The following is a 26959-nucleotide window of genomic DNA, read 5'->3' on the forward strand; positions in this document are numbered from 1 at the left end:
CGGGAAGGGGAAACGTCAAAGCGCGCACCACGCCGCCAGGGCGGCATGGGCATCATCGCCGGGCCGACGCGCGCAATCGGACAGCAGCGCGGCAACCTCGGTGAAGGTGGGAATACTCGATTGCGCACCCAGCCGGGTGCAGGCCAGTGCCGAAGCGGCACTGGCGGTGAGCAGTGCATCGGCCAGCGGGGTGTCGTGGGCGAGCGCGGCGACCAGCGCGCCGCAGAAGGTGTCGCCGGCGGCGGTGGTGTCCAGCGCGGCGATGCGGAAGGCCGGCTGCAGCAGGATTTCATCACCCACCCGCGCCAGACAGCCGCGCGCGCCCAGGGTCACGATCACGCATGGCACCTGCACGCGGGCCAGACCGGTGGTCAGGTCCGGCGGATTGCCGGCCACGACCGCCAGTTCGCCCTCGTTGACGATCAGCACGTCCAGCAGCGCCAGCAGCTCTTCCGGTAGCGGCTGCGCCGGCGCGGCGTTGAGCGCAATCTTGATGCCGGCCGCGCGTGCGGCGTAGGCGTAGGCCAGCACTGTTTCCAGCGGGGTTTCCAGCTGCAGCAGCAGCCAGCCGATGCCCTCCAGTGCGGGCAGGTGTTCGGCACGCAGCGCCATGTTGGCGCCCGGGGCGACGGTGATCGCGTTCTCGGCATCGTCGGACAGGCAGATGAAGGCGGTGCCGGTCGGCAGCTGTGCATCGCGCACGGTGTGCAACTGCACGCCAGCGTCGAGCAGCGAGGTTTCGATCGGTTTGGCGAAATCGTCCTCGCCCAGTGCCAGCAGCATCTGCGTGTCGGCGCCACCGGCGCGCGCGCAGGCCACCGCCTGGTTGGCGCCCTTGCCGCCGGGGAAGGTGCTGAACTCGCGGCCGAGCACGGTTTCACCCGGTGCCGGCACGTGCGCGGCGCGCACCACGAAATCGAGATTGGCCGAACCGGCGACGAGCACGGCGTTGCGCTGGGTAGAAGTCATGGCTGGATCGCCCCATCGACGAGGTTGTAGAACGCGGTGCTGATGCGCGGCAGGTCGTTTTCGCCGCCGGGCAGATGTTGCAGCAACAGGATCGCCAGCAGTTTCCTGTCCGGCTCGATCGTGTAATAGGTCGACGCGGCGCCGGACCAGCCGAACGCGCCTGCGGCCGCGCGGCGGCCCTTCAGCACCGGGTCCAGCAGCACCGAGCCGCCCAGGCCGAAGCCCTCGGCATCGCTGAATTCGGTGACCGGCTTGGGCAGCGGGAAATGCACCAGATGGTTCTGCAGCATCAGCGCCACGGTTACGGGCTGCAGCAGTTGCCGGTCCTGATAGCGGCCGCCATCGAGCAGCAGCTGCGCGAAACGGCCGTAGTCGGCGGCGGTGGAATACAGCCCGCCGGCACCGCTGCGGTACGGGCGCAAGGCCGTGCCGGGATCACGCGCATGCGACTCATCGGCCAGCGCCAGCTTGCCGTCGGCGCCCATCACGCTCAGCTCGACCACGCGCGCGCGCTGCGCCGGCGGCACTTCAAAGCCGGTGTCGTGCATTGCCAGCGGCTCGAAAATACGCTGCTGCAGGAACTGCTCGAACGGTATGCCGGCGACCACTTCCACCAGCCGCGACAGGGTCTCGGTGGAGGTGCTGTCGTAGCGGAAACGGGTGCCGGGTTCGGTCGCCAGCGGCACCTGCGCCAGTCGCGTGCTGTACGCAGCCAGGTTGTCGACATCGCGCACGCGGTGCTGTTCCAGCAGTTGCGTCACCGCTTCAAACCCTTCGCCGCCGGCGGCAAAACCGGAGGTGTGGGTGAGCAGGTGGCGCACGGTCAACGTGGTGGTGAGTGGGCGCAGCTGCGGCGCGTCGGCACTGCCACCGGCAAACAGCTGCAACCCGGAAAATTCGGGGAGATGGCGCGCGACGGGGTCGTCCAGCCCCAGCTTGCCATCGTCCACCAGCATCAACGCCGCCACCGAGGCGACGGTCTTGGTCATCGAATAGATGCGGAAAATGCTGTCCTGGCGCATCGGCCGGGTGCGTGCCAGATCCTGCCAGCCGTAGCTGGCGGCGTGCACGGCTCTGCCTTCGTGGATCACCAGCGCGACCGCGCCGGGATAGCCGTTTTCAGCCGTGGCCTGATGCAGGAAATCATCCACGGCGGACAGACGCGGGGAAGCTGCGGGTGCGGCCGGCACGGAGGCCCGGTGATCCGGGTTGGAGCAGGCCGTCATCGACACTCCCGTCAGGCATAGAACGGCGCCCAGGGCCAGGCCCCGGGCGCCGCGGTACAGCCACAGCGCATCACGCCGGCCAAGGCGGCGGGCGTGGATGCGCTGAGTGGGGAACTGGCCCCTGGCTGCGTTGTCGCGCATCAGAAGTTGATGTTGTGCGACAGCGAGTACACGCGACCACGACCGGCCATCCAGTCGTCGTTGCTGCGGCTGGCCTCGGAGGTGGTGAGGATGTACTGCTTGTTGAACAGGTTCTCCACGCCCAGGGTCAACTTGCCGAAGCGGCCGGTGTCGTAGTTCATGCTCAGGTCGAGCAGGGTGCGACCTGAGGTGTGCTCGGCACTGCTGGTGCCCTGGTTGAGGGTGCGCGACAGCAGGGTCATCGCACCCAGGTTCAGGTCGACCTGCTCGGCCACGCGCCAGTACAGGTTCACACCGATCTTGTCCGGGCTGACGTCATTGGCGCCCATGCGCTTGTCCAGCGGCCCGTTCTTGGCGAACCAGGTCTTGCCGACGATGTGCGAGTACATCGCGTTGAGCTTCAGGTCGTCGCTGAAATCGTAGCTGCCGCTGAACTCGATGCCGTTGATCTTCACCGGGCCACGGTTCATGACGAAATCGCCGGTGACCGGGTCGGTGCTCAGCGACACGCCGAAGTCCGAAGCGCTGCGGTAGTACGAGCCACTGAACGAGGCATTGCCAGCACGCCAGTTGAAGCCGATTTCCTTGTTCTCGACGATGATCGCCTGCAGATCGAGGATGCCGCTGACGCTCTGGCCGGGCTTGTTGATGTTGCGCAGCGGGATGCCGACGTTGGGCAGGCTGAAGCCTTCCGAATACGAGGCATAGGCCGACAGCGTGTCGTTGAAGCGGTACACCACGCCAAGGTTGGGCAGGTCGGTCTTGTAGCTGAGCTTGCCGCCTTCCACGAACACGCGCTTGTTGTAGTACGTGGTGGTGTAGCTGTCCACGCTCAGGTCGCCGTCTTCCTGGCGCAGGCCGCCGCTGACCGTCAACGGGCCGATATCCCACGACAGCTGTGCGTACGGCGCGGTGCTCTTGTATTCCATCGGCGGTACCCACACGCGGTTGGTCAGTGCCAGGCGCTGGTCGGTGACGTCCTTGACCACGTCCACGCCGGCGCGCAGCTCCAGCCCTTCCACACCGAACAGCTCACCACGGGTCCACGAGGTGCGCACGCCGCGCTTTTCCGAATTGACTTCGGACTGGTCCACCAGCTGGCCCAGCGGTGCCAACAGCGGGTCCTGCTTGTCCGAGCCGTTCTCGGCCGGGTAACGCATCGCCTGGTCGGCGCGATAGGCGTCGGCGAGCAGGGTGCCGCCGAAGAAATCGGCATGGCTGTAGGACAGCGAGAACTGGTTGAAGTTGTTGAACTCGGTCTTGGCGCCCAGCGGGGTGCCGGCGATCGAGGTCGAGGTGATGTTGTTGGCGCGGTCACCGTCGATGCCGGTGTAGTTGCCCTTGCCGGTCAGGTTGAAGCGGCTGACGGTGGCCTGCAGACGCTGCATGTCGGCTTCGCCGAAGTTGGTGCCAAGCTTCAGGAACAGGTTCTTGGACTCGGAGTCGTTGATCGTGCCCGACCCGCGCATGCCGATCTTGCGGCCCTTGGCGTCATGCGCCATGCCACGGTCGACGAACGAGGTCGACAGCAGCAGGTCGTAGGCGTCTTCCTTGTGGCCGAAGGTCAGGCCGACCTTCCAGCCGTCGCTGTCGTCGCGGCCCTGGGTGCTGTAGCGGGTGTTGACGCTGGTGTGGCTGCCTTCTTCCGGCGTCTTGGAGATGTAGTTGATGATGCCGCCGGCCGCGCCCACGCCTTCGGCGGCGGAGGGGCCGTTGACCACTTCGATGCGGCCGATCACGCCCAGGTCGGTGAAGCTGCCGGCACGGTTGGTCTCGCGCAGCGGCGAGGTCTGCGGGATGCCGTCGAACAGGCGCAGCGCGATGCGGCCACGCAGGGTCTCACCGGAGTTGGTCAGCGCCTGGGTGGATTCGGAATAGCCGGGAATCGTGCGGCTCAGCACCGCGGTGGCGTCTTCGGTCAGGCTCAGCGAGTTGTTCACTTCCTGCAGGCTGATGATGCTCACCGCGCCGGGAATACGGTCCACCGCCTTGGGCGCGCGGGTGCCGGTGACGATCACATTGTCCAGCGTGGTGGCGGCGGGCTTGCCGCGGTCCGCGGCGGCGGTGTCCTGTGCGTGGGCGTGGGCCGTCAGCAGCAAGGCCAGGGTGATGCTCGATGACAACAGGGTTTTCATGATGCGCTCTCTCTCCAAAACGCGGTGGGTTGGTGCGATAGGGTCCAACATGGGTTCGAAAAAAAAGCGCCGCCCCGGAGGGCAGCGCCTGTTTTTCCAACGCCGGTCAGAACTTGATGGTGTGGGTCAGCGAAACCATGCGGCCACGGCCGGACCAGTAGTTCTGCCAGCCCGGCAGCTGCGACCAGGTCAGCACGTACTGCTTGTCGAACAGGTTCTCGATACCCAGTGACAGCTGGCCGTAGCGGCCGGTGTCGTAGGCCACGCTCAGGTCCCACAGCGCGTAGCCGTAGGTGTCCTCTTCGTTGAGGTACTGCTTGCCGTTGTCCGGGTTGACGAAGGTCTCGCGCAGGTCGCGGTCGAAAGTCTTGCTCACGCCCAGGGTGGCGGTGAGGGCGTCCATCGGCGTCCAGGTCAGCGAGGCATTCGCCTTGTCCGGGGAAATGTCGAGGATGCCCATTTCCTTCTTCAGCCCCGAACCCTCGTAGTACTGGGTCTGGCCGCGGATGCGCGAGTACAGGAAGGTGGCCTTCCACTGCTCGTTGAAGGTCCAGGCGCTGTTGAGCTCGAAGCCCTCGATCTCGATCGGTGCGCGGGTAAGGATGAAGTCGTCGGTGTCCTTGTCCACCGACAGGGTCGAGCCGAAATCAGAGGTCGAACGGTATACCGAGGCGCCCAGTTGGGCCTTGGCACCGCGCCAGTTGAAGCCGACTTCCTTGTTCTTGGTGATCAGAGGGTCCAGATCGGCGATGCAGGACACCGCCTTGCACGGGCTGCTGGCCTGGATGTTGCGCAGCGGGATGCCGACGTTGGCGATGCCGAAACCTTCGGAATACGAGGCGAACACCGACCACTCGTCAGTGATACGCCAGATCGCGCCGAGGTTGGGCATGTTGGCCTTGTAGTCCAGCTTGCCACCCTTCACCGGAGTGAAGTCGCGGTAGGCGGTGGTGGTGTAGTCGGCGATGGACAGCTCACCGTCTTCGCGGCGGACGCCGGCGTCCAGCGTCACCGGGCCGATGTCCCAGCTCAGCTGCGCGTACGGTGCGATGCTCTTGTACTTCATCGGCGGCACCCACACGCGGTTGGTCAGTGCCAGCCGCTGGTCGGCGGTGTCTTCGACCAGATCCAGGCCGGCACGCAGGCGCAGGCCCTCCATCGCGAACAGGTCGCCGTAGGCGTAGCCGAAGCGCAGGCCCTTCTTCTCGCTGTTGATTTCCGACTGGTCCCAGATGCGCTCGGCAGTGGGCGGTGCCGGCTTCACCAGCTGGCGGTCCGAGCCGTTTTCCGGCACGTAGCGCATCGCCTGCTTGGCCCAGTAGGCATCCACGCTCAGGTCACCACCGAAGAAGTCGGCGTTGCTGTACTTCACCGCGACCTGCTGGAAATCGTTGAACTCGGCCAGCGAGTCCTTGATCGAGCCCTTCTCGGCGGTGTTGGTGGTCGGGTTCGGGCACTTGACCGGGTCGAAGCGGCAGCCTTCCACCGGGATGTAGTTGTGCTTGCCGCCGATGTGGAAGTTGCTGTAGCTGGCCTGGATGCGCTGTGACTGGTCTTCGCCGAAGTTGTAGCCGCCCTTCAGGAACAGGTTCTTGCTGTACGAATCGGACAGCGAGCCGGAGGTGTTCAGGCCAACCCGGCGGCCGTTGCCGTCGTAGGAGATGCCGCGGTCGATGTAGGCACCGCTGACCAGGAAATCGGCTGCCTCACCCTTGTAGGTGTGGGTGACGCCGATCTTGCTCTGCGCGCTGTCGTCCTTGAACTGGCTGCCGTAACGGGTGGTCACGGTGGTTTCGTGGCCGTCCACATCCGCGCTCTTGGACAGGTAGTTGATGACGCCGCCGGCGCCGCCGATGCCTTCTGCCGCCGACGGGCCGTTGATGACCTCGATGCGGCCGATCACACCCATGTCGGTGAAGGTGCCGTTGCGGTTGCCCTCGCGCAGTGGCGAACCCTGCGGCACGCCGTCGAACAGGCGCAGTGCGATGCGGCCGCGCAGGGTCTCACCGGAGTTGCTCATCGCCTGCGAGGATTCGGAATAGCCCGGCACCATGCGTGCGAGCACGGCGGTGGCGTCTTCGGTCAGGTTCAAGGTGCGCTGCACCTGCTCCGGCGACACCAGGGTGACGGCGCCCGGCACTTTCTCGATGGCGACAGGAGTACGGCTGCCGGTGACGATGACCTGGTCCAGCGTGGTGGCATCGGTGGACTTCCTGCCTGCGGTGTCCTGCGCCCACAATGGATTGGCCGCGCTGGCCAACAGTACCGCGCTGATGGCGGCTGACAGTGGTTTGATCATTGGTTTCTCCCCCCGGTAAAAAGTGCGGGACTGGCGGCTGGGGAGCCGTCGGCACCGGATAAGTGCACGCGGGCTCGCGCCCTTCAGTCGAGCGCTGGCATCCCCATACGGGGTGTCCGCTTTTGTCCGACCAATGACTTGCAGACTAGGCGTGGCTTCATGACGATAGAAGCGCGGATTTGTATATTCATTGCCTAGGCTTTGTTGCGGGTGGCGATTGCGACCCGCGTCCGCCCGCTGGCGTCGGCGCCGGGCTCAGCCCAGGGCCGCGCGGCTTTCTTCCAGCAATACATTGACCAGGCGGATACGTACCGAGGAGCGTGACCAGGCCAGGCCGATGCGGCGGGGTTCGCCGGGCTCCGGCAAGGCGATGCGCACCACATCCAGGCCCTCCGGCCAGGGCTTGGCCCAGTCGGGCACCAGCGACACGCCGAGGCCGCGATCGACCATCACCGCGATCGCGTTGAGCGCGTTGAGCTCGAAGCGCTCGCGCGGCACGATCCCGGCCTGGCGCAGGTATTCGTCGGCCTGGCGTCCGCCCCATTCGTGGCGGTCGTAGCGGATCAGCGGCTGCTCGCGCAGCAGTTGATGCGGGTCGCTGCCGGCCAGATGCGCCGGCGCCAGCACCACCAGCGGTTCCTCGCGCAGCAGCTGCCAGTTGCAGGTCTTGGGCAGCGCGAACGGTGCCTGCAGCACCATCGCCGCGTCCAGATCGCCGGCCTCCACCGCCCGGTACAGGTCGGCCGAATAGCCGGGCTTGATGAAGACGTTGATCTCCGGGAACTTGGCCACCATCCGCGACAGGATGTCGGGCAGCAGCCCGGCCAGCGCGGTCGGGCAGGCGCCCAAGCGCAGTTCGCCCGCCAGTTCGTTCTCGTTGGCCACGCTGCGCAGGTTGGCGACGTCGCGCAGCAGGTCGCGGGCACGCTGCAGGATGCGCGCGCCCTCTTCAGTGACGCTGACCGTGCGCCCGGCGCGGGCGATCAGTGGTGCTCCCAGTTCGCGTTCCAGTGTGCGGATCTGTTGGGCGACGGCGGCCGGGGTGATGTGCAACGAACGTGCCGCCGCGGCCATCGAGCCCCGGTCCACGACCGTCACGAAGGTATTCAGGAACTGGGTTTCCACGAACTTGCCTCCCGGGCCGCAGGCACGTCGCCCCGACCGGTGTCGCAGGGCGATGCGTGCAATGTCCGCTGACAGCAGCCGGTCACGATGATGCGGCCTCGCCCGGCGCATCGCGGTGGATGGTCAATCCTGCCAGAGAATTGGCCGGTGCCGGAAAGAACAGGCTGGCCACATAGCCGATCACGATGCACAGCAGGATCGAGATGGCCAGATAGAAGTACGGATGCACCAGATCCATCGACCAGCAGATCATGGTGATCAGGATGCTGCCGGCCACGCCGATCGCCACACCTTGGGCGTTGGCGCGGCGGGTGAACATGCCCAGCGTGTAGGCACCGGCAAAACCGCCGCCGAGCAGGCCGGCCAGTTCGATGGAGACATCGAACAGGGAGTGGATGTCGTAGCGGCTCATCACCAGCGCGATGCCGATGCCGGTCACGCCCACGGCCACGCCGATCCATTCGGCAAAGCGCACGCTCTGCTTGGGTGTCGGGTTCTTCTTCAGCTTCTCGTAGAAGTCCACCGAGGCCAGCGTGGAGACGCTGTTGATGATGCTCGACAGCGTCGACATCGCCGCGGCAAAGATGCCGGCGATGATCAGCCCGGTCACGCCCATCGGCAGCTCGGCGGCGATGAACAGCGGGAAGGTGGCGTCGATCGGCAGCAGCGGGTTGAGTCGTTCCGGGTTGTTCTTGTAGTACACCCACAGCGCGGTGCCGATGCCATAGAACACGAAGCCGCCGGGGATCATCATCGCCGCGAAGGTCCAGATCGAGCGCCCGGCCTCCTTGTCCGACTTGGTCGACAGCACCCGCTGCATCAGCACCTGGTCCTTGGGGAAGGTCAGCACCACGTCGAATACCACCAGGAAGATGAAGCCCCACACCGTGGCCTTGGTCAGGTCGAAGCTGAAATCGAACAGCTGGGTCTTGTTCTCGCTCATCGCCGTGGCCATGAACTCCGGCACGCCACCGTGGATCTGCTGGACGATGAAGCCGATGGCGAACAGCGCGCCGCCGAACATCACGAACACCTGCACGAAGTCGGTCCAGATCACCGCCTTCATGCCGCCCATCGTGGTGTAGATGATGGTGAACACGCCCATCACCAGGATCGACCAGACCACATCCACGCCGGTGATGGTGGAAATGGCCAGCGCCGGCAGGAACAGGATCACGCTCATCCGGCTGCCGATCTGCATGACGATGCACAGGCCGCTGGCAATCATGCGGATGGCCGGGTGGAAGCGCGTTTCCAGATAGGAGAACACGCTCATCAGGTTCAACCGGCGCAGCAACGGCACGATCCAGATCGCCACGAACACCAGGCCCGCCACCGCGATCAGGTTGTTGGTCATGTACTGCCAGTTGGTCTCGAACGCCTTGGCCGGGATGGCGATGAAGCTGATCGAGCTGGTGTTGGTGGCATACAGGCTGATGCCGGCCGCCCAGAACGGGATGCTGCGTCCGCCGACAAAGAAGTCCGAGGTGTTGCCGTGCTTTTCGCGGAAGTAGAAATACGCGCCGATGCCGAGCATGGCTGCCAGATAGACCGCGATCACCAGCCAGTCGAGCCAGTGCAGCAGATGCTTGTTGCCCTGTATTTCGACGTAGTGCAGGGCGCTGCCCTGCGCCGCCGGCACTGCCCACAGCAGGCCGTTGCCCCAGGTGGCGACGGCCTGGGCGTGGTCGATGTGGCCACTGTCCAGGGTGGTCCAGGCGCTGGTGATGGTGTGGAAGGTACGCGCCCGGATGTCACCGGCGCCGCGTTCGACCAGCATCAACAGGTGCGCCTGGCCCAGTGCCCGCATCGAGCCCGGCACGATCCGGCCTTCCGGTGCGGGCATCGCCTGCCAATCGTTTTCCGGGGTCCAGCGCCACAGCTGGTCATCGCTTCCAAGGGTGCCCAGCGTGGCGTACAGCGCGCCTTTTTGTGCCTGCAAGGCGCTGGGAACGCCGCTTTGCGGCCATGCCGCCTGACGCTGCCAGTGGTTGCCGGTCGCGGTGATGCTCTGACGATACAGGTGGGTGATGCCGGCAGCATCGTTGCCGGTGACGTACAGCGCATTGTTGAACACGGTGGCGTGGGCGGCGCTCAGCGCCACCGGCAAGGGCAGCGCTTCGCCGGCGACCAGCGTGTGGTTCTGCAGCCGCAGCGGCAGCAGCAGCGTGGTGCTGCTGTCGGGGCCCTGCAGCAACCAGCTGCGCCCGCCGCCGTTGACGCCACCTTGCAGCTTCATGCCGGGGGCGTTCACCTCGCCGCTCAGCGCTTCCCAGTGTTTGTTGTCGTTGCCCAGCGCCCAGGCGGTGTTGCCGCTGAAGGCGAGGGTGCGGCCTTCGATGTTGAGCAGGGCGGGCGCTGACGCTTCCGCCGGCAGCGCCGGCAACGTGCCCGACTGCACCGTGTTCAGGCTTTCGGCTGTGACGGCACCGCTGGCTGCAAGCAGGGCGGTGGCGACAATCAGGCGCAGACTGCCGGCGCAGCGCTGCAGCAGGGTGGAAGCGAGGCTGGGCAGCGCGGGCTTGGACATGGAGGAACCTGCTGAAAGGCGGACGGGGCAGGTGCTGGCCGTCACGCGGTAGAGAAAAGAGAAAGGAGTGTGCGGGTGACTCACGGCTCAGGCCGCGCCCACGCGGCTGGCGGCCACAATGGCTTCGGCCCGGCGCAGGAACGGCAGGTCGATCATCCGCCCTTCAAACAGGAAGGCGCCACGCCCCAGTTGGCTGGCCTGCGCGGCGGCGGCGACTATCCGGCGCGCTTCTTCGATCATCGCCGGCGGCAGGCTGAAGATGTCATTGGCCAGCCCGACCTGGCGCGGATGGATACAGCTCTTGCCGATGAAACCCAGCGCCTGTGCCACCTGCGCCTCGCTGCGGAAGCCGGCGTCATCGCCGACATCCGGCCACGCGCCGTCGCAGGCGAACACGCCGGCCTCGGCGGCCGCCATTTTCAGCGCGAACAACACGGCATGGACATTGGCGGCAGTGCGGACGATGCCATTGGGGGCGAACAGGTCGCCCAGGCCCAGCTGCAGCCCGGCCACGCGCGGATGCGCGGCGGCCAGTTCGGCGGCCGCGCGCAGACCCCTGGGGGTTTCGATGTTGATCAGCAGGTCCAGCGGGCTGGTCACGCCATTGCCGGCCTCGGCTTGCTCCAGCCGGGCGATGGCGCCCAGCAGCTGCGACACCGATTCGATCTTGGGCAGGTTGAGCAGGCCCAGCGCCGGCAGCGCCACCGCGTCCAGATCGGCGCCAAAGTGCGGGCTGTCGGTGCCGTTGGTACGCACGATCAACAGTTTGCCGGCCTCGACAACATCGCTGCGGGCCAGAAACGCAGCCACCTGTTCGCGCGCCGCCTGCTTGCCGGCCTCGGGCACCGAGTCCTCCAGGTCGAAGGACAGCGCGTCGGCAGCGCCGGCCAGTGCTTTGTCGAACAGTTCCGGGCGGGCGCCGGGTACGAACAGCTTGCTACGCATGACTTCCCCTCATCAACCATCGCAGTCTGCAGAATCAGGAAGTGTAAAAAAGTGTCTTTCGGGACATTCACGGGGTGGCTTTTGTATCTTGTGCCGGGTACGCGGCCGGCCCGGGCCGATGTCCAGGGCTTAGAATCGCCGCATGAAAATCGCTTCGTGGAACGTCAATTCGCTCAACGTCCGCCTGCCGCATCTGGAACAGTGGCTGGCCGACTTTGTCCCCGACGTGGTCGGCCTGCAGGAAACCAAGCAGGAAGACCACAAGTTCCCGGATACCCGGTTGCTGGAGCTGGGCTACCGCAACGTGTTCGCCGGGCAGAAGACCTACAACGGCGTGGCGCTGCTGGCGCGCAGCCCCATCGAGGACGTGCAGATCGGCATTCCCGGCTTCGAGGACGAGCAGAAGCGGGTGATCGCCGGCACCGTCGACGGGGTGCGCATCATCAACCTGTATGTGGTCAATGGGCAGGACGTGGGCACCGACAAGTACGCCTACAAGCTGCGCTGGCTCGAGGCGGTGCATGAATGGGTTGCCGCCGAGCTGCAGAAGCATCCGCAGCTGGTGGTGATGGGCGATTTCAACATCGCCCCGGATGCGCGCGACGTGCATGATCCGGTGGTGTGGAACGAGGACCACATCCTCACCTCCACCGCCGAACGCGCCGCGTTGCAGAAGCTGCTCGACCTGGGCCTGCACGATGCCTTCCGCCTGCACAGCGGGGAAGGGGGCATCTTCAGCTGGTGGGATTACCGTGCCGCCGGTTTCCGTCGCGACCTGGGCCTGCGCATCGACCTGACCCTGGTGTCCGACGCACTCAAGCCGCGTGCGGTGGCCTCGGGTATCGACCGCGAACCCCGTACCTGGGAGCGGCCCAGCGATCATGCGCCGGCCTGGGTGCAACTGGGCTGAGCGGGCCTGGCGGAGCACGGCAACGATGTGTGCTCTGCCGGCAGAAACGGACAAGGCCCGACGGAATCCGCCGGGCCTTGTCGATCAGCACGCCGCAGCGGGGGTCAGCGCACGCTCTTGCGGGTGAACAGGTTGACGATGGCCAGCAGTACGACGGCACCGACCAGTGACAGCAGGAACGAGCGCAGGGTGATGGCCGCGTTGATGCTGCCACCACTGAACAGGAAGCCGGCGATCATGGCGCCGATAATGCCGACCACGATGTTGAGGATGATGCCCTGCTGCGCGTCACGTCGCATGATGAGACTGGCCAACCAGCCGACGACGCCTCCGACGATCAACCAGATGATGATGCCCATATCGCAATCTCCCTGCCAAAAAGCACCGCTGCCGGTGCGACTGCTGCAGTCAACACGCAGCCTTGTGAAAGCACTGTCGACTCGGCCCCGGCCAGGTCTGGCCTGATGACTGCGCAGGTGCCGTGCTGGCGTTTTGATCCGGTGCGGGTGTGGCTGCTGCCGCACACGCCGGGCGCGCGTGGTGAACCGCAGGCGCGCGAGCTGCTGGCGGCCGAGCTGGGCTACACGCCGCAGGCACTGCCGTTGACCCGCGACGAGCGCAACCGGCCCTGGCTGATCGGTGCGCTGGACCATTACGGTACCGGCTGGAGCCACAGCAAGGGCCATCTGCTGGTGGCGCTGGGCGAGGGCGCGCGGCTGGGCGTGGATCTGGAGCAGCAGCGCCCACGCCGGCAGATGCGCGAGGTGGTCCGCCGGTTTTTCCATGCCGATGAAGTCCGTTGGCTGGATGCGCTGGACGATGCCGCCTGCGAAGCCTGGTTTTTCCGCGTCTGGTGCGCGAAGGAGGCGCTGCTGAAGGCGCATGGCCACGGCATTTCCTTCGGCCTGGAGAAGCTGTGTTTCGCCCCGGATGCGGCCGGTGTGCTGCAGCTGGTGTGGTGCGATCCGGGGCTGGGCGAGGCGGCGCGCTGGCAGCTGCACGAGTGGCAGGCCGCGCCGGGATTCCGCGCGGCGCTGGCGTGGTACCCGTTTTGAGCCGTGAGTGAAGCGGAGTGCGACGTGGATAGAAGCCACGCGCTCCCGCGTCTTCCTGCGCCTCACTCCGCCTCATCCACTTCTGCCCTTTGCGATAATCCCGCCATGAATGACACCTCCCTTCCGCCCGACGTGGCGTCCGAGTTGCAGCACGGGTTGCAGGCCATGGGCCTGGACGCCGCCCTGGCCCCGCCGCTGCTGGCCTATCTGGCGCTGCTGGTGCGCTGGAACCGCACCTACAACCTCACCGCCATCCGCGATCCGCGCGAAATGGTCACCCGCCACCTGCTCGACTCGCTGGCCATGGCCGCGCATGTGGATTCGGGGCGACTGGCCGACCTGGGCACCGGCCCCGGCCTGCCCGGCATTCCGCTGGCCATCGCCCATCCGCAGCTGCAGGTCACGCTGGTGGAAAGCAACGGCAAGAAGGCCCGCTTCCTGCGCGAAGCCGTGCGCCAGCTGGGGCTGGACAATGCACGGGTGGCCGAATCGCGGGCCGAGGCGCTGGACGAGCCGGGAGCGTTCGACAACCTGACCGCGCGCGCGATGGACACGCTGGCCGGCATCATCCGCGTCGGCGGACATCTGCTGCGCCCGGGCGGGCAGCTGCTGGCGATGAAAGGTGTGCATCCGCATGAGGAAATCGCCCAGCTGCCCCCGGACTGGGAGGTCCGCGAGGTACGCCCGCTGCAGGTGCCCGGGCTGGTCGGCGACCGCCATCTGGTGGTGGTCGGGCGCCGGGCCTGAGGTTTACCGCGGTTTTGCACGGGCGCGAGCCGCTTCCCGTCACCGGTTTTCCGTTTCCCGCGCGGTCCGCACCGGGGCGCCGATTTCCGCCCGCGCGCCGCTGCCCCCATAATGCCCAGTCCCACTCCGCCAACGAGGCTCTCCTGCATGGCTCGCATCATCGCCATCGCCAACCAGAAAGGCGGCGTCGGCAAGACCACTACGGCTGTCAACCTGGCGGCGTCCCTTGCCGCCGCTCCCAAGCGCGTGCTGCTGGTCGATCTTGACGCGCAGGGCAACGCCACCATGGGCAGCGGCGTGGACAAGCGTGAGGTCGCCGCCTCCACCTGTGACCTGCTGCTCGGCGAGAACAGCGCCGTCGAGGTGCGGGTGCGTGCACCGGAAGGCTATGACCTGCTGCCCGGCAACATCGACCTGACCGCCGCCGAGATCCAGCTGATGGAGCAGGAGGGTCGCGAGCAGCGCCTCAAGCGCGCGCTGGCGCCGATCCGCGACGAATACGACTACATCCTGATCGATTGCCCGCCGGCGTTGTCGCTGCTCACCCTCAACGCGCTGGCCGCCGCCGATTCGGTGATCGTGCCGATGCAGTGCGAGTACTACGCGCTGGAAGGCCTGAGCGCGCTGGTGGAGACCATCGACGCGCTGAAGGTCAACCTGAACCCGGCGCTGGAGATCGAAGGCGTGCTGCGCACCATGTTCGACGTGCGCAACAACCTGGCCAACGCGGTATCGGCGCAGCTGACCGAATACTTCGGTGACCGCGTGTTCCGCACCATCGTGCCGCGCAATGTGCGCCTGGCCGAGGCGCCCAGCCACGGCCAGAGCATCCTCGGCTATGACCGCAACTCGCGTGGTGGCGTGGCCTATCTGGGGTTGGCGGGCGAGATCATCCGCCGCCACAACGAACGCAAGCAGGCCGTGCGGGCCGTGGAGGCGATTTGATGGCAACGGCGAAGAAGCGCGGACTGGGCCGCGGCCTGGATGCATTGCTGGGCCCGAAGGGCGCGATGTCGCCGGTCTCCGTGGCCGCGGTGGCCGAGCCGCAACCCGGTGAAGTGCTGCGCAAGCTGCCCATCGATGCGCTGCAGCCGGGCAAGTACCAGCCGCGTCGCGACATGGACGAGGCCAAGCTGGCCGAACTGGCCGATTCGATCCGCGCGCAAGGCGTCATCCAGCCGATCCTGGTGCGACAGGTCGAGGGCGGCAACTACGAGATCATCGCCGGTGAACGCCGCTGGCGCGCCTCGCGGCTGGCCGGGCTGGACGAAGTGCCGGCGGTGGTGCGCGAGCTGGAAGACCGCACCGTCATCGCGATGGCGCTGATCGAGAACATCCAGCGCGAGGATCTCAATCCGCTGGAAGAAGCCGAAGCGCTGGCGCGGCTGGTCAGCGAGTTCTCGCTGACCCACGCCGAGGCGGCGCAGGCGGTCGGCCGCTCGCGTGCCTCGGTGTCCAACCTGCTGCGGCTGATCGACCTGCCCATCGGCGTGCGCGTGCTGCTGGAAAGCCGCCGGCTGGAAATGGGTCATGCCCGCGCGCTGCTGACGCTGGCGCCGGAACTGGCCACCAAGCTGGCGCAGGAAGCGGCCGACGAGGGCTGGTCGGTGCGCGAGGTGGAGTATCGCGCGCAGCAGTTCGCCGCCGGCAAGGTGCCCGGTACGCGCAAGGCCAAGCCGGCCGCGACCACGCCGCAGGCCGATATCGCCTCGCTGGAAACCGAACTGTCCGAATCCCTCGGCACCAAGGTGGCGATCAGCCACGGCCGCGGCGGCAAGGGCAAGCTGGTGATCCACTACACCGATCTGGACACGCTCGAGGGCGTGCTGGAACGGCTGCGCAGCCGCCAGCAGGGCTGAGTCCTTGCGTGACCGCGCCATGCCCGTTGCCCCGGATTCCAGCGTGGCCGGGCAGCGCCCGCGCCTTCGGGAAGCGGGCGCGATGCCTGCCAGCAGTATGTCGGCCGCCTTCGTGGCAGCGTCCGCGCGAACGGCAATGCAGCCGGATTGCCGCACTGGACCGGAGGCCTTCCGGGCCGGGGAATGCGTGAGCCCATGACGATTCTGGTCACCGGCGCGGCCGGTTTCATCGGTGCCTACACCTGCCAGGCGCTGGCCGCACGCGGCGAGCGGGTGGTCGGGCTGGACAACTTCAACGACTACTACGACCCGCAGCTCAAGCACGACCGCGTCAAGGCGCTGTGCCCGCAGGTCGATATCCGCGTGCTCGACCTCACCGACCGCGACGGACTGGCCGCGCTGTTCGATGAGGTGCAGCCCAGCCGGGTGATCCATCTGGCCGCGCAGGCCGGGGTGCGCTATTCGCTGGAGAATCCGCACGCCTACGTGCAGAGCAACCTGGTCGGCTTCGTCAACCTGCTGGAACTGTGCCGCCACCGTGGCGTGCAGCATCTCGTCTACGCCTCCAGCAGTTCGGTCTATGGCGATTCGGCCACGCCGCCGTTCTCCGAGGACCAGCGCGTGGACCAGCCGCGCTCGCTGTACGCGGCGACCAAGGCCGCCAACGAGCTGATGGCCCATACCTACGCGCAGCTGTACGGCCTGCGTGCCACCGGCCTGCGCTTTTTCACCGTGTACGGGCCGTGGGGCCGACCGGACATGGCACCGCTGCTGTTCGCCCGCGCAGTGCTGGCCGGGCGCAGCATCGAGGTCTTCAACCACGGCCGGATGCGGCGCGACTTCACCCATGTTTCCGACATCGTCGCCGGTATTCTCGGCGCGCTGTCGCATCCGTCGGCCGAGGCCAAGCCGCACCAGCTGTTCAACCTCGGCAACCACACGCCGGTGGAGCTGGAGCACTTCATCGACGTGATCGCCGCGGCTGCCGGGCGTCCGGCGCAGAAGGTCTACAAACCGATGCAGCCCGGCGATATGGTGCAGACCATGGCCGATACCTCGCGGGCCAGGGCCGCCTTCGGTTACGAGCCGGTCACGCCCATCGAGGTGGGCCTGCCCCCGGTGGTGGCGTGGTGCCGGGACTATTTCGGCCCCACCGGCTGAACCCTCCGGCACTGCGGCGGCTGGCAATCGCGGCGGCCCGGTGGCAGATTTCGGACATGTTTCCGACATCGGCGTCGCTATCGTGCGCGTCCGCCGTTTCCGCCTTGTGTCATCGGCCAGCACACGTATGCCGATGGTCGCTCCGGGGAGCGGCAGGCGGTGACGGGGATGAATGGGCGCGGGCAGCCGGGCGTACTGCGGCAAAAACCGGCAGCAGCGGTTCGCGCGCCTGATTTCACGCTCCAGTAAGCGGGGACACGGAAAATGCCTATTGTGTTTCCTTAATACGCACCACTGAACGGACCCTGCGATGAGCCAACCCATGCTTTCAGTGATTGTTCCCGTCTTCAATGAACGCGACAACGTCGCCCCGCTGGTTGCCGAGATCACCGCCGCGCTGCGCGGGCAGCTGCCCTTCGAGATCATCTACGTCGACGACCATTCGCGCGACGACACCCTGCCGGTGCTGCAGGCGCTGAAGGCGGCCACCCCGGAACTGCGGGTGCTGCACCATGTCAGCCAGAGCGGGCAGAGCACGGCGGTACGCACCGGCGCCAAGGCCGCGCGCGCGCCGTGGATCGCCACACTCGACGGTGACGGCCAGAACGACCCGGCCGACATCCCCAAGCTGCTGGCCGCACGTGCCGCCGCCGCGCCCGGGGTGAAGCTGTTCGCCGGCTGGCGCGTGAACCGCCAGGATTCCGGCTCCAAGCGCTGGGCCAGCAAGTGGGCCAATGCCATCCGCGCGCGGCTGCTGCGCGATGACACGCCCGACACCGGCTGCGGCATCAAGCTGTTCGAGCGTGAGGCGTTCCTCGACCTGCCGTATTTCGACCACATGCACCGTTACCTGCCGGCACTGATGCAGCGCGCCGGCTGGCAGACGCAGAGCGTGCCGGTCAACCACCGCCACCGCACCGCCGGTGTGTCCAAGTACAACAACCTCGGCCGCGCGCTGGTCGGCATCCGCGACCTGCGCGGCGTGGCGTGGCTGATCACCCGCTCCCGGCGCACGGCGGTGGAGGAGCTCTGAGCATGGACTTCATGAACCAGCCGCTGCCCTGGCTGGAATGGACCGGCGTGCACATGTCGCCGTGGAAACTGATCGGCCTGACCGGCACCCTGATGTTCGGCGGCCGCTGGCTGGTGCAGTTCATCGCCAGCAAGCGCCAGGGCAAGCCGGTGATCCCGCGCCTGTTCTGGTACATGAGCATCTTCGGCAGCCTGATGACGCTGAGCTACTTCATCTTCGGCAAGAACGACGCGGTGGGCATCCTGGGCAACCTGTTCCCCACCTTCACCGCGCTGTACAGCCTGCGCCTGGATATCCGCCACCGTGGCTGGAAGCGCGACAAGGCCGGCGACTGACGCGGACAGGACTTTCGAACCATGCCGGAGCCGGACCGGCGGTGCGATGATCGGGGCTCGCAATCGCCGGAACCGCTGCCCGTGAAAACCTCGCTCTCCCTCGCCCTGCTGTTGGCCCTGACCCTGCCCGCCGGCGCCGTTGCGGCCGCCCCGGCCAAGTCCACGGTACCGGCCAGCCTGGCCGCGCACAGTGCCGATGACCGGTTCAAGGCGATCTATGAAAAGGAATGGGCGTGGCGCCAGGCCGGTGGCGGCGAGGCCAGCGAGGACGCCGACGCGCCGGCCAGTGCCACGCGCCTGCCGGATGTCGGCGCGGCCGCGCAGCAGGCACGGCTGAAGGTGTGGGAGGACGTGTTGGCACAGCTGGAGGCGATCGACCCGGCCACGCTGTCGGCCGAGAACCGCATCAACTACGCCATCTACGAATACCAGGTCCAGAACCTCGCCGACGAGGTACGCCTGCGCGCCTACGAGATGCCGTTCAATTCGGACTCCTCGTTCTGGTCGAATCTGGGCTTCATGGCCCGCCGCGAGATGAAGACCGCGCAGGACTACCGCAACTACATCGCGCGGCTGAACGATGTGCCGCGCTACTTCGGCCAGCAGACCGAGAACATGCGCGCCGGGCTGGCACGCGGTTTCAGCGTGCCGCGTGCGGTGCTGGAAGGCCGCGACGGTTCGATCTCGGCCGTGGCCGGGCTGCAGGATCCGACCGCCTCGCCGCTGTACGCGCCGCTGAAGAAGATGCCGGCCGGCATCCCCGCCGAGGAGCAGCAGAAGCTGCAGGCCGAGGCGCGCCAGGCGATCAGCGACAGCGTGATCCCGGCCTTCGCCACACTGCTGGCGTTCTTCCGCGAGGAATACGTGCCGCAGGCGCGCACCACGCTGGCCGCGGAGAAAATGCCCGGCGGCAAGGCGTTCTACCGCCAGCAGATCCGCCAATACACCACGCTGGACATGAGCCCGCAGCAGATCCATGCGGTGGGGCTGAGCGAGGTCAAACGCATCCAGCAGGAAATGAACACGATCATCGACACGCTCGGTTTCGAGGGCAACAGCGCCGAAACCCGCTTCGCCGATTTCCTCGAATTCCTGCGCACCGACCCGCAGTTCTACGCCAAGACCCCGGAAGAACTGCTGTGGCGGGCGGCGTGGATCTCCAAGCGGGTGGACGCGGTGATCGGCAAGTTCGTGACCCTGCCGCGCGCGCGTTTCACCATCGTGCCGGTGCCGGACGACATCGCCCCGTTCTGGACCGCCGGTCGTGGTGGTATGGGCACCTACTGGGTCAACACCTACAACCTGCCGGCGCGGCCGCTGTACAACCTGCCGGCGCTGACCCTGCATGAATCCGATCCGGGCCACGCGCTGCAGGGCGCACTGGCCGCCGAGCAGGGCGAGCAGCCCGAATTCCGCCGCAACAACTACATCTCCGCCTATGGCGAGGGCTGGGGCCTGTATACCGAGAAGCTCGGCGTCGACATGGGCATCTATGAAACCCCGTACGAGGATTTCGGCCGCCTCACCTATGAGATGTGGCGTGCTGCGCGGCTGGTCATCGACACCGGCGTGCACCACTACGGCTGGAGCCGCGAGCGCGCCATCGCCTATCTGCGCGACCACACCGCGCTGAGCGAGCATGAGGTGACCACCGAGGTCGACCGCTACATCTCCTGGCCGGCGCAGGCGCTGAGCTACAAGCTTGGCGAGATCACCATCGTCAAGCTGCGCGCGCTGGCCGAGAAGGAACTGGGCGGGAAGTTCGACCTGAAGGCCTTCAACGATGCGGTGCTCAGGCAGGGCTCGGTGCCGCTGCCGGTGCTGGAGCAGCAGATCCACGCCTTCATCGCCGAGCGCAAGCAGGCTGGCTGACGGCACCGGCATGGCGCACCGTGGCGGACGCAGCCCATCCACGGCGGTGCAGCCTGCATCCACGGCAATCGGCCCGCTTTTATGACTGCACGTTCAGCGCAGCGATTGTGTAACAGTCGCGGCCACGGCTAGGCTGCGCCGATGCCCTGCGCCCGCCGCCACCGTCGCCTGCACCTGTTGCGCCTGCTGATGCTGGTGCTGGTCGGCCTGGGGACGTTCGGCACCTCGCTGGCATCGGCGCTGACCGACATCCATATGCTCGGCCATGCCGACATCCGTGGCGATGTGCATGCGCACGATGACGCGACGCTGGAAATCCCGCCTTCGGACGAAGACAGCGCCAATGCCCTGCTGCATGCGCTGGTGCACAGCGTCGACTGCCATGGCCACGGCAGCATGCTGCCGCTGGTCGCAGCGCCGTGGGTTCTGCCACTGCCGCCGTCGCCACCGCGACCGCTGGCGATGACGCCGCAGCTGCCGGTACAGCCGGCCAACAGCCTGTTCCGCCCTCCGATAGCCGCCTGACGTCCCGGCCCGTGGCCATTGGCCGCGCCTGACCTGCTATCTGGAGAATCCCATGTGGATGCGCCTGGCGGCGATTTCCGTCTTCGCGCTGGTGCCGCGCGTGCATGCGCAGCAGCCGGCGCCGGTTGTTCTGACGCTGGACGAGGCCATCGCCCGCGTCGCCCTTGATCACCCCGAACTGCGTCTGATCGACGCCCGACGGCCGGTGCTGGAGGCGCGCCGTGACGCTGCCGGACTGCGCCCGCCCGTGCAATTGGGCGTGGAGCTGGAAAACCTGCTCGGCAACGGCGCCGCGCGCGGTGTGCGTGAAGCCGAGGCCACGGTCAGCCTGTCCGGCGTGCTGGAGCGTGGCGACAAGCTCGATGCGCGGCGGCTGCTGGCACAGGCCAATATCGATGCACTGGCGCCGCAACGCGCCACCGCACGGCTGGACCTGCTGGCCGAAACAGCGCGCCGCTATCTCGCCGTGGCGCAGGCGCAGGCGGTGCTGCAGATCGCGCTGGCCGATATCGAACAGCGCCAGCGTGCGGTAAGTGCGGCGCGGCTGCGGCTGCAAGCCGGGGCTTCGCCGGAATCGGTGCTGTTCACCGCGCAAGCGATGCAGGCGCAGGCGGAGCTGGATCGCGATCGCGCCATCGAGCAGGGCGATGCCGCCCGGCGCGCACTGGCGGCGCTGTGGGGGGCGCGTGAACCGGCGTTCGGCGCGGTCAGTGGCGATCCGCTGCACCTGCCGGCGCTGGCCGACCTGGCAGTGTTGACAACCAAGTTGCAGCGCGCCCCGGAACTGGCCGAACTGCTGGGCGAGCAGCGCATCCGCGAGGCACAGTTGCAGCTGGCGCGCACCGCCGCCCGCCCGGACTGGAGCTGGCAGGCGGGTGTGCGCAACAACCGCGCCGACAACACGACCTCGCTGGTCGGCGGCTTCAGCATTCCTCTGGGCAGCGCCCGCCGCGCCGCACCGGAAATCCGCCAGGCGCAGGCCGATCTGGCCCTGCTGCCGTACCAGCGCCAGGCCCGCCAGCAGCAGCTGTTTGCAACTTTGGCCGAAGCGCATGGCCGTTACCGCGGGGCGCGGCTGGAAGTGCAGCGCATGACCCGTGATGTGCTGCCGCAACTGGGCAAGGCCGAACGCGCCGCCGAGCGCGCGTGGCGCGCAGGTGCCGCCAGCTACATGGAGTGGGCGCAGCTGCAGGCGATGCGTATCGAAGCCCGCCAGCGGCAACTGGATGCGGCCATCGCTGCGCAGACCGCCCTGATCGAAATCCAGCGTCTCACCGGCCAGTCGCTGGTCAGTGAAGACGCCGCCGTTGCCGTGGAGAACGCCGCATGAACCGTTCCTTTTCCGTTGCCGTTTCCGTGCTGCTGGGTCTGATGCTGGGCGCCTGTAATGGCAATCCGGATGCGGCCGCGCCCAGGCAGGACGCCAGCGCCGGGCAGGAGGACCACGGCCATGATGACGACGAACATGCGGAGGAGGTCGACAGCACCGTCATCACCGCGGCGATGGCGGCACAGTCCGGCATCGTCAGTGCCGCCGCCGCGGCCGGGGTGATTGCCGACGAGCATGAGGTGCAGGGCCTGCTGACGCCGATGGACGGGCGCGTGGCGCAGGTGATGGCGCGCTTTCCCGGGCCGATCCGCAGCCTGCGCGCCAACGTCGGCGATCGCGTGCGCGCCGGGCAGACGCTGGCCAGCATCGACAGCAACCTCAGCCTGAGCACCTACAGCATCACTGCGCCGATCAGCGGCGTGGTGCTGGCGCGGCAGGCGCAGGTCGGTGCGGTGGCCGGTGAGGGCGCGCCGCTGTTCGAGATCGGCGATCTGTCCGAACTGTGGGTGGATCTGCACATCTTCGGTGCCGACACCCAGCACATCACCGCCGGCGTACCGGTCAGCGTCACCCGCATGACCGATGGCGCCAGCCAGTCGGCCACGCTGGAACGGGTGTTGCCCGGTACCGCCACCGCCAGCCAGAGCACGGTGGCGCGTACCACGGTGCGCAATGACGATGGCCAGTGGCGGCCCGGTGCGGCGGTGCGCGCGCGCATCGTGGTGGCGATGCAGCCGGCCGATGTGGTGGTGCCGCTGACCGCGTTGCAGACGATGGACGGCGTTGACGTGGTGTTCGTGCGCGAGGGTGAGACCTACGCCGCGCGTCCGGTGCAGCTGGGTGCGCGCGATGCGCTCAAGGTCGAAGTGAAGGACGGGCTGCGCGTGGGCGAGCAGGTCGTCATCGAACAGAGCTATGTGATCAAGGCCGATATCGGCAAGGCGGGGGCCGCGCATGAACATTGATCGCGCCTCCATGCCGCAGCGGAGGGCGCACCATGCTTGAGCGCATCATCCGCGCCGCCATCGCCCATCGCTGGCTGATGATGGCCTTGACCCTGGCGCTGGTTGCCATCGGCAGCTGGAGCTTCACGCGGCTGTCGATCGACGCCACGCCCGACATCACCAACGTGCAGGTGCAGATCAATACCGGCGCCGAAGGCTATTCGCCGCTGGAAGCCGAGCAGCGCATCACCTGGCCGGTGGAAACGGTGATGGCCGGGCTGCCGGAACTCGAACAGGTGCGCTCGCTGTCGCGCTATGGCCTGTCGCAGGTGACGGTGGTGTTCAAGGACGGCACCGACCTGTACTTCGCGCGCCAGCAGGTGGCCGAACGCCTGCAGCAGGTGAAGTCGCAATTGCCCGACGGACTGGACCCGCAGCTGGGGCCGATCGCCACCGGCCTGGGCGAGATCTTCATGTACACCATCGATGCCGACCCGGACGCGCACAAGGCCGATGGCACGCCGTATACCGCCACCGACCTGCGCACCCTGCAGGACTGGGTGGTGCGGCCGCAGCTGCGCAACGTGCCCGGTGTCACCGAGGTCGACACCATCGGCGGCTACCAGCGGCAGATCCACATCACCCCGGATCCGGCCAAGCTGCGCGCGCTGGGTTTCACCCTCGACGATGTCGTCGAGGCGGTGCGGAGCAACAACCAGAACGTCGGTGCCGGCTACATCGAGCGCAACGGCCAGCAGTTCCTGGTGCGGGTGCCGGGCCAAGTGGCCGGGCTGGAGGAGATCGGCGGCATCGTCATGGCGCGCCGCGAAGGCGTGCCGATCCATGTGCATGACGTGGCGCAGGTGGGTGAGGGTCCGGAGCTGCGCAGTGGTGCCGCCACCCAGAACGGCCACGAGGTGGTGATGGGCACGGTGGTGATGCTGGTCGGCGCCAACAGCCGGCAGGTGGCGCAGGCCGCTGCCGCCAGGCTGGAGCAGGCGCAACGCAGCCTGCCGGAAGGCGTCACCGTCACCGCCAGCTACGACCGCACCGCGCTGGTCGACCGCACCATCCATACCGTCGCCAAGAACCTGCTCGAAGGCGCGCTGCTGGTGATCGTGGTGCTGTTCCTGCTGCTGGGCAACTTCCGTGCGGCGCTGATCACCGCGGCGGTTATCCCGCTGGCGATGCTGTTCACCCTCACCGGTATGGCCCGTGGTGGCGTCTCGGCCAACCTGATGAGCCTGGGCGCGCTGGACTTCGGCCTGATTGTCGATGGCGCGGTGATCATCATCGAGAACTGCCTGCGCCGCTTCGGCGAACGCACCCACGTGCTGGGGCGGGCGATGACGCTCGAGGAGCGCTTCGACGAGACCGCCAGCGCCACCGCCGAGGTGATCCGCCCGAGCCTGTTCGGGCTGGGCATCATCGCCGCGGTATACCTGCCGATCTTCGCGCTCACCGGCGTGGAAGGAAAAATGTTCCACCCGATGGCGATCACCGTGGTGCTGGCGCTGACCGGCGCGATGCTGCTGGCGCTGACCTTCGTGCCGGCGGCGATCGCGCTGTTCCTTGGCGAGCGCGTGGAGGAGAAGGAAAACCGGCTGATGGCGTGGCTGCGTGCGCGCTATGCGCCGCTGCTGGAGCGGGCGCTGCGGCACGGCCGCTGGGTGTTCGGCGCCGCCCTGGTGCTGGTGCTGGGCTGCGGCGTGCTGGCCACCCGGCTGGGTAGCGAATTCGTGCCCAACCTCGATGAGGGCGATGTGGCGATGCATGCCATGCGTATCCCCGGCACCAGCCTCAGCCAGTCGGTGGCCATGCAGAAACAGGTGGAATCGCGCCTGCTGCAGTTTGCCGAGGTGGACACCGTGTTCTCCAAGATCGGCACCGCGGAAGTGGCCGCCGACCCGATGCCGCCGTCGGTGGCCGACACCTTCATCATGATGAAGCCGCGCAAGCAGTGGTCGGATCCGCGCAAGCCGCGCACGCAGCTGCTGGCCGAGCTGGAAGAAGCGGTGGAGGAACTGCCCGGCAACAACTACGAATTCACCCAGCCGATCCAGATGCGCATGAACGAGCTGATCTCCGGCGTGCGTGCGGATGTGGCGGTGATGGTGTTCGGCGATGACATGGACACCCTGGCGCAGGTGGGCCAGCGCATCGTCAGCGCGGTTTCCGGGGTGCCCGGTGCGGCCGATGTGCGGCTGGAGGAAACCAGCGGCCTGCCGCTGTTGACCATCACCCCCGACCGCCGCGCGCTGGCCGGTTACGGCCTCAACCCGGGGCAGTTGCAGTCCACCGTTGCCACCGCGGTGGGCGGACGGGTGGCCGGGCAACTGTTCGAGGGCGACCGCCGTTTCGACATCGTCGTGCGCCTGCCCGAAGCCCTGCGCCAGGACCCGGCGGCGCTGGCCGACCTGCCGGTATCGCTGGAGCCGGCGCTGTCGCAGCAGAACGCCGATGAGGCCAGCCGCACCGGCAGCTGGCGCAGCGGCGATGCGCGCACCGTGCCGCTGCGGGAACTGGCGAGGATCGAAAGCAGCGAAGGCCCGAACCAGATCAACCGCGACAACGGCAAGCGCCGCATCGTCGTCACCGCCAATGTGCGCGATCGCGATCTGGGTGGTTTCGTCAGCGAACTGCGGCAGGTGATCGACAGCCAGGTGCCGGTGCCCGCCGGCTACTGGGTGGAGTACGGCGGCAGCTTCGAACAGCTGATTTCGGCCAGCCAGCGCCTGGCAGTGGTGGTGCCGGTGACGCTGCTGCTGATCTTCGCGCTGCTGTTCTGGGCGTTCGGCTCGGCCCGCGATGCGGCCATCGTGTTCAGTGGCGTGCCGCTGGCGCTGACCGGCGGCGTGCTGGCGCTGGCCGCGCGCGGCATCCCGTTGTCGATCTCCGCCGGTGTCGGCTTCATCGCCCTGTCCGGCGTGGCGGTACTCAACGGACTGGTGATGATCAGCTTCGTGCGCCACCTGCGCGAACAGGGCCGCTCGCTGGACGTGGCGGTGCGTGAAGGCGCGCTGGGCCGCTTGCGGCCGGTGCTGATGACCGCGCTGGTGGCCTCGCTGGGCTTCGTGCCGATGGCCTTCAACGTCGGTGCCGGCTCGGAAGTGCAGCGGCCGCTGGCTACGGTGGTGATCGGCGGCATCGTCTCCTCGACCCTGCTGACCTTGCTGTTGCTGCCGGTGCTGTACCGCTGGCTGCATCGCAGGGAGTGACCGCCCACGCATTGCCCTCTAGCCCCTCTTCCGTCTGCGCGGGGAGGGGCTGCGCACTCTGGGCTCGCAGCCCACGGCATCCTTGCGCCAGCGCCCGGCCCGGGCACCGGTGCGGGCGGGCAGCTCACGGCAGTCGGGCGATCACCTTGATCTCGAACTGGAACCCGTACAGCCAGCTCACACCGATGCCGGTCAGCGTCGGGTACGGCGCCGCGCCCCAGTACTCGGGCACGATCGCCCAGGCCTTTTCGAAGTTCTTTTCCGGGTCGACCAGAAACACGGTCACATCCACCACATCGGCGAACGTGCAGCCGGCGGCGCCCAGCACCGCATTGAGATTGTCGAAGGCGCGCCGCACCTGCGCATCGAAATCCGGCTCGGGCGAACCATCCTCGCGGCTGCCGACCTGCCCGGACACGAACAGAAAGCCGTTGCTGCGCACCGCCGGCGAGTAACGGTTGCGCTCGTACAGCGCCTGGCGGCCGGGGGGAAAAACAACATCGCGTACGCTCATCACGGGGTTTCCAGAAAAATCCGGCACGGGGTGCGCCGGCATCAGCGCCATCCTCCCGCGCTGTTCTGTCTGGATAAACCGCAATT

General features: G+C 67.4%; 22 protein-coding genes. 13 read left to right on the forward strand and 9 right to left on the reverse strand.

What is annotated here, in order from left to right:
* Window positions 1-15: 15 nt before the first annotated feature.
* The 7 genes from ACSBPQ_RS00275 to ACSBPQ_RS00305 form a co-directional block, all read right to left on the reverse strand.
* Window positions 16-969: a ribokinase gene (locus ACSBPQ_RS00275; RefSeq protein ID WP_442683098.1), complete on the reverse strand. Its 954-nt coding sequence runs from the start codon at window positions 967-969 to the stop codon at window positions 16-18.
* A complete protein-coding gene (locus tag ACSBPQ_RS00280) occupies window positions 966-2336 on the reverse strand; it encodes a serine hydrolase domain-containing protein (RefSeq protein ID WP_442683099.1) in 1371 nt (456 codons plus the stop codon). Before ACSBPQ_RS00280 ends, ACSBPQ_RS00275 begins: the two co-directional genes overlap by 4 nt.
* On the reverse strand, window positions 2336-4471 hold the full coding sequence (locus tag ACSBPQ_RS00285; protein ID WP_442683100.1) for a TonB-dependent receptor: 2136 nt from the start codon (window positions 4469-4471) through the stop codon (window positions 2336-2338). Before ACSBPQ_RS00285 ends, ACSBPQ_RS00280 begins: the two co-directional genes overlap by 1 nt.
* Before the next feature lie 106 nt (window positions 4472-4577).
* Window positions 4578-6770, reverse strand: a complete 2193-nt coding sequence (locus ACSBPQ_RS00290; RefSeq protein WP_442683101.1) for a TonB-dependent receptor — start codon at window positions 6768-6770, stop codon at window positions 4578-4580.
* Window positions 6771-7025: 255 nt separating this feature from the next.
* Window positions 7026-7895, reverse strand: coding sequence for a LysR family transcriptional regulator (locus tag ACSBPQ_RS00295; RefSeq protein ID WP_442683102.1), 870 nt, complete (start codon window positions 7893-7895; stop codon window positions 7026-7028).
* An 82-nt stretch (window positions 7896-7977) separates the two neighbouring features.
* Complete coding sequence (locus ACSBPQ_RS00300; RefSeq protein ID WP_442683103.1) at window positions 7978-10425, reverse strand: sodium:solute symporter family transporter; 2448 nt, start codon at window positions 10423-10425, stop codon at window positions 7978-7980.
* Between the two features lie 87 nt (window positions 10426-10512).
* Window positions 10513-11370: an HpcH/HpaI aldolase/citrate lyase family protein gene (locus ACSBPQ_RS00305; protein ID WP_442683104.1), complete on the reverse strand. Its 858-nt coding sequence runs from the start codon at window positions 11368-11370 to the stop codon at window positions 10513-10515.
* A gap of 142 nt (window positions 11371-11512) precedes the next feature.
* Here ACSBPQ_RS00305 and xth point away from each other — a divergent pair, with 142 nt between their 5' ends.
* On the forward strand, window positions 11513-12280 hold the full coding sequence (gene xth / locus ACSBPQ_RS00310; protein WP_442683105.1) for an exodeoxyribonuclease III: 768 nt from the start codon (window positions 11513-11515) through the stop codon (window positions 12278-12280).
* A 104-nt stretch (window positions 12281-12384) separates the two neighbouring features.
* Here the strand turns inward: xth and ACSBPQ_RS00315 are convergent, their stop codons facing one another.
* Window positions 12385-12639 carry a GlsB/YeaQ/YmgE family stress response membrane protein gene (locus ACSBPQ_RS00315; RefSeq protein ID WP_442683106.1) on the reverse strand — a complete coding sequence of 85 codons (255 nt, stop codon included), beginning with the start codon at window positions 12637-12639 and terminating at the stop codon, window positions 12385-12387.
* Window positions 12640-12744: 105 nt separating this feature from the next.
* Here ACSBPQ_RS00315 and ACSBPQ_RS00320 point away from each other — a divergent pair, with 105 nt between their 5' ends.
* The 12 genes from ACSBPQ_RS00320 (at window position 12745) to ACSBPQ_RS00375 (ending at window position 26359) form a co-directional block, all read left to right on the forward strand.
* A complete protein-coding gene (locus tag ACSBPQ_RS00320) occupies window positions 12745-13335 on the forward strand; it encodes a 4'-phosphopantetheinyl transferase family protein (protein WP_442683107.1) in 591 nt (196 codons plus the stop codon).
* A gap of 105 nt (window positions 13336-13440) precedes the next feature.
* Entirely contained in the window at window positions 13441-14082 is a 642-nt protein-coding gene (gene rsmG / locus ACSBPQ_RS00325) for a 16S rRNA (guanine(527)-N(7))-methyltransferase RsmG (RefSeq protein ID WP_442683108.1), read from the forward strand.
* Window positions 14083-14229: 147 nt separating this feature from the next.
* Complete coding sequence (locus ACSBPQ_RS00330) at window positions 14230-15027, forward strand: ParA family protein (protein ID WP_442683109.1); 798 nt, start codon at window positions 14230-14232, stop codon at window positions 15025-15027.
* On the forward strand, window positions 15027-15941 hold the full coding sequence (locus tag ACSBPQ_RS00335; RefSeq protein WP_442683110.1) for a ParB/RepB/Spo0J family partition protein: 915 nt from the start codon (window positions 15027-15029) through the stop codon (window positions 15939-15941). The genes ACSBPQ_RS00330 and ACSBPQ_RS00335 overlap by 1 nt, the downstream gene beginning before the upstream one ends.
* Window positions 15942-16136: 195 nt before the next feature.
* Window positions 16137-17102 (forward strand): SDR family NAD(P)-dependent oxidoreductase, encoded by a 966-nt coding sequence (locus ACSBPQ_RS00340; RefSeq protein ID WP_442683111.1) that lies wholly within the window; start codon window positions 16137-16139, stop codon window positions 17100-17102.
* 310 nt (window positions 17103-17412) lie between these two features.
* A complete protein-coding gene (locus ACSBPQ_RS00345) occupies window positions 17413-18135 on the forward strand; it encodes a glycosyltransferase family 2 protein (RefSeq protein WP_442683112.1) in 723 nt (240 codons plus the stop codon).
* A 2-nt stretch (window positions 18136-18137) separates the two neighbouring features.
* Window positions 18138-18470: a lipid-A-disaccharide synthase N-terminal domain-containing protein gene (locus ACSBPQ_RS00350; RefSeq protein WP_442683113.1), complete on the forward strand. Its 333-nt coding sequence runs from the start codon at window positions 18138-18140 to the stop codon at window positions 18468-18470.
* A gap of 81 nt (window positions 18471-18551) precedes the next feature.
* Complete coding sequence (locus tag ACSBPQ_RS00355) at window positions 18552-20342, forward strand: DUF885 domain-containing protein (protein ID WP_442683114.1); 1791 nt, start codon at window positions 18552-18554, stop codon at window positions 20340-20342.
* Window positions 20343-20483: 141 nt separating this feature from the next.
* Entirely contained in the window at window positions 20484-20867 is a 384-nt protein-coding gene (locus ACSBPQ_RS00360; protein WP_442683115.1) for a hypothetical protein, read from the forward strand.
* A 52-nt stretch (window positions 20868-20919) separates the two neighbouring features.
* Window positions 20920-22197 (forward strand): TolC family protein, encoded by a 1278-nt coding sequence (locus ACSBPQ_RS00365; protein WP_442683116.1) that lies wholly within the window; start codon window positions 20920-20922, stop codon window positions 22195-22197.
* A complete protein-coding gene (locus ACSBPQ_RS00370; protein ID WP_442683117.1) occupies window positions 22194-23162 on the forward strand; it encodes an efflux RND transporter periplasmic adaptor subunit in 969 nt (322 codons plus the stop codon). Before ACSBPQ_RS00365 ends, ACSBPQ_RS00370 begins: the two co-directional genes overlap by 4 nt.
* Before the next feature lie 32 nt (window positions 23163-23194).
* Complete coding sequence (locus ACSBPQ_RS00375; RefSeq protein WP_442683118.1) at window positions 23195-26359, forward strand: efflux RND transporter permease subunit; 3165 nt, start codon at window positions 23195-23197, stop codon at window positions 26357-26359.
* Window positions 26360-26483: 124 nt separating this feature from the next.
* On the opposite strand, the gene ACSBPQ_RS00380 is transcribed toward ACSBPQ_RS00375, so the two are convergent.
* Window positions 26484-26873 carry a RidA family protein gene (locus ACSBPQ_RS00380; protein WP_442683119.1) on the reverse strand — a complete coding sequence of 130 codons (390 nt, stop codon included), beginning with the start codon at window positions 26871-26873 and terminating at the stop codon, window positions 26484-26486.
* Between the last annotated feature and the right edge of the window lie 86 nt (window positions 26874-26959).

The organism is Stenotrophomonas sp. JC08, assembly GCF_052180205.1.
Taxonomy (GTDB): Bacteria; Pseudomonadota; Gammaproteobacteria; order Xanthomonadales; family Xanthomonadaceae; genus Stenotrophomonas.